The sequence below is a fragment of the Macrococcus capreoli genome (genome assembly GCF_025628935.1).
GTDB lineage: Bacteria > Bacillota > Bacilli > Staphylococcales > Staphylococcaceae > Macrococcoides > Macrococcoides capreoli.
The window spans coordinates 33569-43514 of record NZ_JAOTIS010000018.1 but is presented as its reverse complement, the minus strand read 5'-3'; the positions used below and the strand labels follow the sequence as shown (position 1 = coordinate 43514).

At 34.8% G+C, this 9946-nt stretch carries 12 protein-coding genes; 11 read left to right on the top strand and 1 reads right to left on the bottom strand.

Translation table 11 applies throughout. From position 1 onward, the window contains the following. Positions 1 to 172 precede the first annotated feature (172 nt). From OCL94_RS11810 to rsmI, 9 genes are read left to right on the top strand one after another with little or no spacing between them, the layout of a single operon-like run. The gene (locus OCL94_RS11810; protein WP_262997120.1) at positions 173 to 1525 is read left to right on the top strand and encodes an Orn/Lys/Arg family decarboxylase; all 1353 of its coding nucleotides are present in this window, start codon (positions 173 to 175) and stop codon (positions 1523 to 1525) included. A 9-nt stretch (positions 1526 to 1534) separates the two neighbouring features. Further along, positions 1535 to 2149 (top strand): dTMP kinase, encoded by a 615-nt coding sequence (gene tmk, locus OCL94_RS11805; protein WP_262997119.1) that lies wholly within the window; start codon positions 1535 to 1537, stop codon positions 2147 to 2149. Positions 2150 to 2190: 41 nt separating this feature from the next. Beyond that, positions 2191 to 2520: a cyclic-di-AMP receptor gene (locus OCL94_RS11800; RefSeq protein ID WP_262997118.1), complete on the top strand. Its 330-nt coding sequence runs from the start codon at positions 2191 to 2193 to the stop codon at positions 2518 to 2520. A gap of 49 nt (positions 2521 to 2569) precedes the next feature. Beyond that, a complete protein-coding gene (locus OCL94_RS11795; RefSeq protein ID WP_262997117.1) occupies positions 2570 to 3490 on the top strand; it encodes a DNA polymerase III subunit delta' in 921 nt (306 codons plus the stop codon). Next, entirely contained in the window at positions 3490 to 4290 is an 801-nt protein-coding gene (locus OCL94_RS11790) for a PSP1 domain-containing protein (protein WP_262997116.1), read from the top strand. The genes OCL94_RS11795 and OCL94_RS11790 overlap by 1 nt, the downstream gene beginning before the upstream one ends. 10 nt (positions 4291 to 4300) lie before the next feature. Next, a complete protein-coding gene (yabA, locus tag OCL94_RS11785; RefSeq protein WP_262997115.1) occupies positions 4301 to 4630 on the top strand; it encodes a DNA replication initiation control protein YabA in 330 nt (109 codons plus the stop codon). 37 nt (positions 4631 to 4667) lie between these two features. After that, on the top strand, positions 4668 to 5396 hold the full coding sequence (locus OCL94_RS11780) for a tRNA1(Val) (adenine(37)-N6)-methyltransferase (protein ID WP_262997114.1): 729 nt from the start codon (positions 4668 to 4670) through the stop codon (positions 5394 to 5396). Continuing rightward, entirely contained in the window at positions 5389 to 5643 is a 255-nt protein-coding gene (locus OCL94_RS11775) for a GIY-YIG nuclease family protein (protein ID WP_262997113.1), read from the top strand. The genes OCL94_RS11780 and OCL94_RS11775 overlap by 8 nt, the downstream gene beginning before the upstream one ends. Continuing rightward, positions 5640 to 6473, top strand: a complete 834-nt coding sequence (rsmI, locus tag OCL94_RS11770; protein ID WP_262997112.1) for a 16S rRNA (cytidine(1402)-2'-O)-methyltransferase — start codon at positions 5640 to 5642, stop codon at positions 6471 to 6473. Before OCL94_RS11775 ends, rsmI begins: the two co-directional genes overlap by 4 nt. Before the next feature lie 73 nt (positions 6474 to 6546). Here rsmI and OCL94_RS11765 read toward each other — a convergent pair whose 3' ends face one another. Beyond that, on the bottom strand, positions 6547 to 6822 hold the full coding sequence (locus OCL94_RS11765) for an AbrB/MazE/SpoVT family DNA-binding domain-containing protein (protein WP_262997111.1): 276 nt from the start codon (positions 6820 to 6822) through the stop codon (positions 6547 to 6549). A 302-nt stretch (positions 6823 to 7124) separates the two neighbouring features. On the opposite strand from OCL94_RS11765, the gene metG reads away from it, so the two are divergent. Together metG and OCL94_RS11755 are read left to right on the top strand one after the other, a co-directional pair. Beyond that, complete coding sequence (metG, locus tag OCL94_RS11760; RefSeq protein WP_262997110.1) at positions 7125 to 9098, top strand: methionine--tRNA ligase; 1974 nt, start codon at positions 7125 to 7127, stop codon at positions 9096 to 9098. A gap of 20 nt (positions 9099 to 9118) precedes the next feature. After that, complete coding sequence (locus OCL94_RS11755) at positions 9119 to 9895, top strand: TatD family hydrolase (RefSeq protein WP_262997109.1); 777 nt, start codon at positions 9119 to 9121, stop codon at positions 9893 to 9895. Positions 9896 to 9946: the final 51 nt, after the last annotated feature.

Below are 9946 nucleotides of genomic sequence, written 5' to 3'. Positions count from 1 at the left end.
GATTTATAGTAATACCTTAAATGGATGCGATGAGCCGCAAACGAGTGACCTGTTAGGTCTCTTTTTTTTGCATTTTTTTAAGAATTTCTATGAGATATTACTTTATACTGTTATCTGATATGTTGATACAATAGGGAATAAGAATATATTCATACATAAAGGTGGTCATATTATGGCACTATATAATGCAATGTTAGAACATTTTAAGAAAACGCCTATATCACTGCATGTCCCCGGTCATCATTATCAAACCATTGGCACATTGAATCAATTAGAACTTAAATATGATGTTACAGAAATCTCTGGGATGGATGATTATCATCATGCGGAAGGCATCATTAAAGAGAGTGAATTACAATTAAATAAAAAGGGTTATCAATCACGTTTTCTTGTAAATGGTACGTCAGTAGGATTACTTGCTGTTATTCTTTCTTATATTCAAGCTGGAGACACACTATCCATTGCAATCATGAGAAATGCACATAAATCTATATATAATGCCATTTCACTTGGTAATGGGAGTGCGTATATATTACCTACATCGGTTTCTCGTGACACTGGTGAATATAGTGGTGTTCATTTAAAACACATTGATGAATCTCAACTTAAAAATATTAAATTGGCAGTATTAACATATCCTAATTACTTTGGTGAAACATACGATATAGCAGCTGTTATTGATTATTTTCATGAACGTCATATTCCTGTATTAATAGATGAAGCCCATGGTGCCCATTTTGATATTACGCAGCGTTTCCCAAAAAGTACATTAAATTATGATGCAGATTTCGTAGTACAGTCGTTTCATAAAACGTTGCCAGCGTTTACGATGAGTTCTGTCATTCATATGAATCAATTAGTAAATGAGGATATGTTGCAACAGGTAAATGCTCATTTATCTAAACTACAATCATCTAGTCCTTCATATATGTTGATGCTTGGCTTAGAGCAGGCGAATCAATTTTATCAATCGTATGATGCTACATTGTTTTTTGAAAGAAGAATGCTATTGATAAATACATTGAAAAAAATATTCAACGTAATAGAAGTTGCTGATCCGTTGAAGGTCATGTTATCACTTGATGGCTATTCAGGTTCAGAAATTGCGGGTTTGTTAGAAGAAAAAGGAATCTATACAGAATTATCGAATGAAAAGTTTGTCCTATGTGTCTTACCATTATGGCATAAAACTGATCATTATTTGTTTCAAGATTTATTAGATAGATTTAAAGCATTGCAGTTTGAATCACGTTCATTATTAAGTGAAGCTAAAGCTGAATTATTATATAATCAAACGGGTGGGATATATATTTCCCAGGAAACAATGCATGCGATATATATGCCGTTAGAGGAATGTGTTGGAAAAATAAGTGCAGAGCATATTATTCCATACCCACCAGGTATTCCATATATTTTAGCAGGTGAAGCAATTACGATGCACCATATTCAGCATATTCAAAAATTCATTGCAGCTGGTGGACATGTCCATGGTGTTGAACAATTTAAAATAAGAGTAATTGAATAGGAGATTATAATGAGTATTTTTATTTCTATAGAAGGTCCAGAAGGTTCAGGGAAGAGTACGATAATCAATGAAATTAAAGCAGTATTAAGTAAAGATTATGACGTGGTAACGACGAGAGAACCAGGTGGTATTAAAATTAGTGAAGATATTAGAAAAATTATTCTTGATGATGCTTCTGCAATGGATTATAGAACTGAAGCGTTATTATTTGCAGCAAGTCGCAGACAACATCTTGTAGAAAAGGTGTTACCAGCACTTGCAGCAGGAAAAATTGTGTTGTGCGATCGCTTTATCGATAGCTCTTTAGCTTATCAAGGTTATGCACGTGGTATAGGTGTTGAGGCGATTCGTTCAATTAATGAATTTGCTATTGAAGGTAAATATCCTGACTTAACGTTATATTTAAGTGTGGCTCCTGAAGTTGGCCTTTCACGTATTTCACAAAATGCGCGTGAAACGAATCGTTTAGATAAAGAGGCATTAACTTTCCATCAACGTGTTGTTGAAGGATATGAAGCGTTGTTAAAAGCGCATCCTGAGCGTATTCAAAGGATTGACGCAACACAATCGGTCGAAGAGGTATTACAACAATGCTTACAAGCGATATATCAAAGATTAAAATAGTTTATGTTATAATTGATGAAATACGATAAGAGGTGATTTCAATGAAAATGGTAATTGCTATTGTACAAGATCAAGATAGTCAGAGTTTATCTGATGTCTTAACCAAAAATGATTTTAGAACTACAAAACTTGCTTCTACAGGTGGATTTTTGAGAGCTGGTAATACGACATTTTTATGTGGTGTCGAAGATGAACGTGTGAATGAGTTGTTAAACTTAATTAATAAGACATGTGGCAATAGAGAGCAGATTGTAACACCGGTTACGCCGATGGGTGGCAACGCTGATGCATATATACCATATCCTGTTGAAGTTGAAGTAGGCGGCGCAACAGTATTTGTAATGCCAATAGAACAGTTTCATCAGTTTTAATTAAGAGCTGCCTTGTGCAGCTTTTTCATTATAAAAAGGGGTAGGATTCATGATTGAGCAACTTCAATATTTAGTAGAAAACAATAAATTAAGTCATGCATATTTGTTTGATGGACAGAATAGAAATCAACTGAAACATGAAGCGATGCAGTTTGCTGCGAACATATTATGTCGTAACAATGAAACGTGCTCAAGTCGTGTTCATAATTTAAACCATGCAGATTTTCTGTTACTTGAAACGTCAGAGGCAACGATTAAGAAAGAAATGATTGAAGATGTGCTGCATCGGATGAATCAAAAGCCGATAGAAGGTACACATAAAGTGTATATAATTATGGATTTTGATAAAGTCACTGTGCAAGGTGAGAATAGCATATTAAAATTTTTAGAAGAACCCCCCGAAAATACTATCGCAATATTAGTAACGACTGCACCGAAATTAATTTTGCCTACCATTCATTCAAGATGTCAGCATATATTCGTACAAGCAACATGTAATAACTTATTAAATCAGGAAGGTTTAAACATTCCGAAATCATTACTTGCGACAATGAATCGTCTTAATTTTAGTGAAGAAGAAGCGACGCAATGGAATGAAGTAAATGACTTCTCTGAGATAAAGTCTACAATAATTAAGTGGTGCCAAATGTTGCTCAACAGTGATACAATGGGATTAATTCAAATTGTAAGCGTGCTGAGTACACTTGATAACAGAGAGAAGCAATTGCTTGGTATTGACTTAATGCAGCTATATTTACAAGATATCATGTATACCCTTATTGGTGATGATATTGTGAGTTATCCGGAAAGTGTACAATTAATCCAGCAACAAGCAAGCAATTTGACGATACAAAGATGTGTCAATTTGATTGATCATACATTAAAGGCGAAACAAAAATTATTGCAATATGTTAATGTTACGTTAGTGTATGAGGAAATGGCGATTCAAATGCTGGATGAGGTGAAATAATGATAGAAATTATAGGTGTTAAATTTCAAAAATCGGGTCGTACAGAATATTATCAACCTGGTGATGAGAAATTTGCAGTGAATGAACTAGTTGTAATCGATAATAAAAAGCGCGGGATAGAACTTGCCCGTGTTATTATTCCGAATAAACTTGTGTCTGAAGAAGATGTTGTGTTGCCAGTAACGATGATAAATCGTAGAGCGACAGAACAAGATATATTGAAGTACGAACAGAATATGCTTGATGCGGACTATGCGTTGGAATTGTGTAAAAAGCATGTTAAGAATCATAATTTAGATATGCGTTTAGTGAATGCAACATATACGCTAGATAAAGCTAAGATTATATTTAACTTTACGGCAAATGAACGTGTAGACTTTCGCGAACTTGTCAAAAGTTTAGCGTATGATTTAAAGACACGTATTGAATTGCGTCAAATCGGTGTAAGAGACGAAGCAAAGATTTTAGGTGGGATTGGACCATGTGGTCGTAGTTTATGCTGTGCGACTTATTTAGGGGACTTTGAACCTGTATCTATAAAGATGGCAAAAGATCAAAACTTGTCGCTTAATCCAACTAAAATTTCTGGGGCTTGTGGCCGTTTAATGTGCTGTTTAAAGTATGAAAATGATTATTATGAAGAAACAAGACGCAAACTACCCGATATTGGTGAAGAAATCCAAACGCCTGAAGGAATCGGTCGAGTAATTGGGTTAAATATTTTAGACGTGACAATGCAAGTAAAATTAAAAGGTATGGAAACACCTGTAGTGTATCATATCGATGAGGTAGAAGTTTAGGAGGTTTATGATGAACCGAGATGAATTATTTAATGCCTTAACGAAGCTCGAAAAGCAAATCAATAGTGTAAATGAGAGTTATGAGACATTAAAAGAACTTACAGTTGCATTAGTAGAAGAGAATGTCGCATTAAAATTAGAAAATGATAACTTACAGCGATTTATACAAGTTCCGAAAGAAGAACCGAAAAAAAATAATAGTAAAGTCCTTCAAAGTAAAGATAATTTAGCAATGTTATATGCTGAAGGGTTCCACATTTGTCCGACCGACTTATTTGGCAAACATCGCGGTGGCGGTGATTGTATCTTTTGTTTGAGTTTACTATCTGATAAAGAATAAAAAAGGGCGTAAGCCTTTTTTTATTGGAGGAATGTCAATGTTGTTACACAATGAAAGATTGGATCAGTTAATTAAAGAAAATTTATCAATTATTCAAAACGATGAAGTATTTTCATTTTCTACGGATGCGCTATTACTTGCGCATTTCACGCCGTTAAAGAAAAGAGATAAAGTTATGGATATATGCTCAGGGAATGGCATTATTCCTTTGCTACTTTCAGATAGAACAGATATGCCGATTGAAGCGATAGAAATTCAGTCTAAACTCGTAGATATGGCAAGACGTTCTATCCGTTATAACAAACTTGAATCGCAAGTTTATGTGCATGAAATGGACATTAAAGGGGTTCAACAACAATTTATTCCCAGTCAGTTTGACATTGTCACTTGCAATCCACCTTATTTTAGAGCTAATCAAGATTATCAGCATTTAAAAGAAGCACATCGTATTGCCAGAACAGAAGTATTATGTACTTTTATGGATTGTGTGCAGGCAGCTAAACATTTACTTAAGCAAGGTGGTAAATTTGTTGTTGTACAACGTGCGGATAGATTAGTCGATGTTGTGACGGATATGAGGAATGGTGGTATTGAACCGAAAGTGATTTATCCTATTTATTCATCTCCAAATAAACCACAAGCTATCACGGTTGTTGTGGAAGGAATAAAAGGTGGAAAAGCAGACGTTAAAGTAATGTCGCCATTTTATATTTACAATGAAGCACAGCAATATTCTAAGGAAATGAATGTGGTGTATTATGGGTAACCATTATATTTATATTTTAGAATGCGGTGATGGTACACTTTATACTGGATATACAAACGATTTGGATAAACGATTAGAAACGCATAATGCAGGCAAAGGGGCAAAATACACGCGAAATAGATTGCCGGTGAAACGCATTTATGAGGAACGTTTCGAGACTAAACGTGAAGCGATGCAAAGGGAATATGCGATTAAGCAATTAACACGACATCAAAAAATAAAACTCATTCAAGGAGATATGTTATGAGCGGGATTTTACACTTAGTAGGGACGCCGATTGGGAATTTAGAAGATATCACGTTTAGAGCTATTAGAACGTTGAAAGAAGCGGATATTATTTTGTGTGAGGATACACGTGTGACAAAGAAACTCGTGATGCACTATGAAATTGATACACCGCTTAAAAGTTATCATGAGCATAATAAAGAACAAGTGACGGATTATATTATTGATCTGTTATTAGAAGGAAATAATATTGCACTTGTATCTGATGCAGGACTGCCACTTATCAGTGATCCGGGCTATGAACTTGTGGTAGTAGCACGTGAACAAGGCATTAAAGTAGAGACAGTGCCAGGTGCCAATGCTGCACTAACTGCATTAATGACGAGTGGGGTGAGTTCATATTCATTTTTATTTGATGGCTTTTTACCGCGCAAAGATAATGAAAAGAAAGATAGACTAGTGAATCTCATGGGACTACCTCATACAGTTATTATTTATGAGTCGCCGTTTCGTGTGAAACATACTTTAGAAACGATACAAAAAATAGATGGAAATCGAAAAGTTGCGATTGCGCGTGAATTGACAAAGAAATTTGAGCAAGTTGAAACAGACACAGTGTCACATATCATTACGCGTTTAGAAAAAGATATTACGCTTAAAGGTGAGTTTGTCATTGTTATTGAAGGAAGTAATGGTGAGAATGATGTTAATTGGTGGTCAGAATTGTCGATAGAAGATCATGTAAATCATTATGTAAAAGAAGGATTACGTAATAAGGATGCCATTAAGCAAGTTGCTGTAGACCGTGATATGAAAAAGAATGAAGTGTATCAGATTTACCATGTAGATTGAGAGGCAGTTCTCAACGGCTTAGATCCAAACAAAATAGGATGAGATTAATCTCATCCTATTTTTGTATACCATATTATTTTTCTTTAGCTTCGATTTCTTTTAAAATTTGTTTAACGCCTTCTTTAGATAATACTAATTTACCACCAGCTAATAAGTAGTTATCTTCAGAAACGTTACCTGTTACAGCACAAGTCATGCTTGGTTTATATTTCTTTAAGATGATTTTGTCAGCATCTGTGTAAATTTCTAAAGCGTCTTTCTCAGCGATGTCTAAAATACGACGTAATTCGATTGGAATAACTACGCGTCCTAATTCGTCAACTTTTCTTACGATACCAGTAGATTTCATGATATATTTCCTCCAAAAATTGTTTTAATAGAAATTTTAGTAAATTCGACAAAACGACGTAATTGTTCGACATTTGTCTTAATAAGAGTTTACTACCGTAATTTTACAATGTCAATAAATTATACTCAAATTCTTTATTTGTAATGCTTTAGTAATGTTATGTAATAATACAAAACATATAATTTTACTTGATTTTACATTAAATAAATAAAATTACTTGTCGAATTGTAAAGATTAGTAATATTGAAAAATAGAGCAAACTTATGTATATTTAAAAGATAGATATAACTAGGAGGACGAACATGACGAACAATACTTTTTATATTACAACACCGATTTATTATCCGAGCGGAAAATTGCATATTGGTCATGCATATTCAACAGTTGCTGGCGATGCAATCGCTCGTTATAAGAGAATGCAGGGCTATGATGTGAAGTACTTAACAGGTACAGATGAACATGGCCAAAAAATTCAGGAAAAAGCACTTGCTGCTGGTAAGTCAGAAATTGAATATTTAGATGAAATTATCGAAGATATTCAAGCGTTATGGAAAAAGCTTGATATTTCTAACGATGATTTTATTAGAACGACAGAAGCACGTCATAAACTTGTAGTAGAAAAAGTATTCGAAAAATTATTAGCGCAAGATGATATTTACTTAGGTGAATATGAAGGTTGGTATTCAGTACCGGATGAAACATTCTACACTGAAACACAACTTGTTGATCCGATTATGGAAGGCGACAAAATTGTAGGTGGTAAGAGTCCTGATTCTGGTCACCCTGTACAACTTGTGAAAGAAGAGAGTTACTTCTTCCGCTTAAGTAAATATGCAGATCGCTTAGTGAAATATTACGAAGAGCATCCGGAATTTATTCAACCTGTTTCACGTAAAAATGAAATGTTAAATAACTTCATTAAGCCTGGTTTAGAAGATTTAGCGGTATCGCGTACATCATTTGATTGGGGTATTAAAGTACCATCTAATCCGAAACATGTTGTATACGTATGGATAGATGCTTTAACAAACTATATTTCAGCTTTAGGATATCTTTCTGAAGATGATTCAGAATTTAAAAAATACTGGCCAGCGGATGTCCACATTATGGCGAAAGAGATTGTGCGTTTCCATACAATTATTTGGCCGATATTGTTAATGGCGCTTGATTTACCATTACCAAAGAAAGTGTTTGCGCATGGATGGATCTTAATGAAAGATGGCAAGATGAGTAAGTCTAAAGGGAATGTAGTGGATCCTCATATTTTAATCGACCGTTACGGTTTAGATGCAGTGCGTTATTATTTAATGCGTGAATTACCATTCGGTTCTGATGGTGTGTTTACACCTGAAGCGTTCGTTGACCGTACAAACTTTGATTTAGCAAATGATTTAGGTAATTTAGTAAACCGTACAATTGCGATGATTAATAAATACTTTGATGGTAATCTTACAGGGTATAAAGGTCAAATGCATGAGGTGGATGCTGAAATTGAGGCGTTAGCTTTAGAAACAAAAGAAAGATACGATGCTGCAATGGAAAATTTACAATACTCAGTAGCATTACAAGAAGTTTGGAAATTAATTTCAAGAACGAATAAATATATTGATGAAACAACACCTTGGATTTTAATTAAAGAAGAAGATAAGAAAGATTTATTAGAAAGTGTAATGTACCATTTAGTTGAAAATATTCGTTTCGCAGCAGTATTATTACGTCCATTCTTAACTGAAGCACCTACGAAGATCTTTAATCAATTAAATATTCAGGATCCAACGTTATTTGAATTTGCAAGCCTTGATGCGTATGGCAAGATTGGTGAATTGAAAGTTGTTGAGAAAGCAACACCGATATTCCCGCGTTTAGATACAGCAGCTGAAGTGGAATTCATTAAGAGTACAATGCAACCCCCTGCTAAAGTGGAAGAAGAAACTGAAGTTGTACCAGGTAAGCCGGAAATTACAATTGATACATTCAACGAAGTAGAACTTAAGACTGCAACAATTATCGATGCAGACTATGTAAAAAAAGCGAAAAAGCTATTAAAAATTCAAGTGGATTTAGGATCTGAACAACGTCAAATCGTTTCGGGCATTGCTGAATACTATAAACCAGAAGAAATTATCGGAAAAAAAGTCATTGTCGTAACGAATCTTAAACCAGTCGAACTTCGTGGTGAAAAATCAGAAGGTATGATTCTTTCGGCTGAAAAAGATGGCGCTTTAACGTTAGTAAGTGTACCGAATGCAATTGAGAACGGCTCAATCGTAAAATAATATAAACGAGGAGTGATATTGTGTTAATTGATACACACGTTCATTTAAACGCAGATCAGTATGACGAAGATTTACAGGAAGTAATCGATCGAGCACTTGAAAACGGTATTGATCGAATGATTGTTGTCGGCTTCGATGAAGAAACAATAAAACGTACAATGCAGCTTATCGATGCATATGACTTTGTTTATGGTGTGATTGGCTGGCATCCGGTAGATGCGATTGATTTCACGGATGAATATTATGAGTGGATTAAAGAGCTCTCTGAACATCCTAAAATTGTTGCTATTGGTGAAATGGGGCTAGACTATCACTGGGATAAGTCACCGAAAGACATTCAAAAAGAAGTGTTTAAACGACAAATTCAACTTGCTAAAGAGGTGAATTTGCCGATAGTCATTCATAATCGTGAGGCAACTGCTGACGTTATTGAAATCCTGAAGTCAGAGAACGCACAAGAAGTAGGTGGCGTGATGCATAGTTTCAGTGGCAGCTCAGAAACTTGTGATGAAGTATTGAAGTTAAACTTCATGATTTCATTAGGCGGTCCAGTAACATTTAAAAATGCGAAGCAACCGAAAGAAGTAGCGCAACATGTACCGCTTGATAAGTTAATTGTGGAAACGGATGCCCCTTATTTAACGCCGCATCCGTATCGTGGCAAACGCAATGAACCGATGCATGTTAAACTTGTAGCAGAAGAAATCGCGAACTTACGTGGTATTAGCTATGAAGAAGTTGCTTTTCAGACGACAAAAAATGCAGAAAAGCTGTTTGGTGGATTAGGAAATAAGTAGAGACAATGTGTCTCTGCTTATTTTTTGTGTAAATAAAGCTATCCATTTTAA

Bases quoted from the DNA above. Each gene is read 5' to 3' on its own strand.
- OCL94_RS11810 (WP_262997120.1), top strand. From the start codon at position 173: ATGGCACTATATAATGCAATGTTAGAACATTTTAAGAAAACGCCTATA.
- OCL94_RS11800 (WP_262997118.1), top strand. From the start codon at position 2,191: ATGAAAATGGTAATTGCTATTGTACAAGATCAAGATAGTCAGAGTTTA.
- tmk (WP_262997119.1), top strand. From the start codon at position 1,535: ATGAGTATTTTTATTTCTATAGAAGGTCCAGAAGGTTCAGGGAAGAGT.
- OCL94_RS11780 (WP_262997114.1), top strand. From the start codon at position 4,668: ATGTTGTTACACAATGAAAGATTGGATCAGTTAATTAAAGAAAATTTA.
- metG (WP_262997110.1), top strand. From the start codon at position 7,125: ATGACGAACAATACTTTTTATATTACAACACCGATTTATTATCCGAGC.
- OCL94_RS11775 (WP_262997113.1), top strand. From the start codon at position 5,389: ATGGGTAACCATTATATTTATATTTTAGAATGCGGTGATGGTACACTT.
- OCL94_RS11765 (WP_262997111.1), bottom strand. From the start codon at position 6,822: ATGAAATCTACTGGTATCGTAAGAAAAGTTGACGAATTAGGACGCGTA.
- rsmI (WP_262997112.1), top strand. From the start codon at position 5,640: ATGAGCGGGATTTTACACTTAGTAGGGACGCCGATTGGGAATTTAGAA.
- OCL94_RS11790 (WP_262997116.1), top strand. From the start codon at position 3,490: ATGATAGAAATTATAGGTGTTAAATTTCAAAAATCGGGTCGTACAGAA.
- yabA (WP_262997115.1), top strand. From the start codon at position 4,301: ATGAACCGAGATGAATTATTTAATGCCTTAACGAAGCTCGAAAAGCAA.
- OCL94_RS11795 (WP_262997117.1), top strand. From the start codon at position 2,570: ATGATTGAGCAACTTCAATATTTAGTAGAAAACAATAAATTAAGTCAT.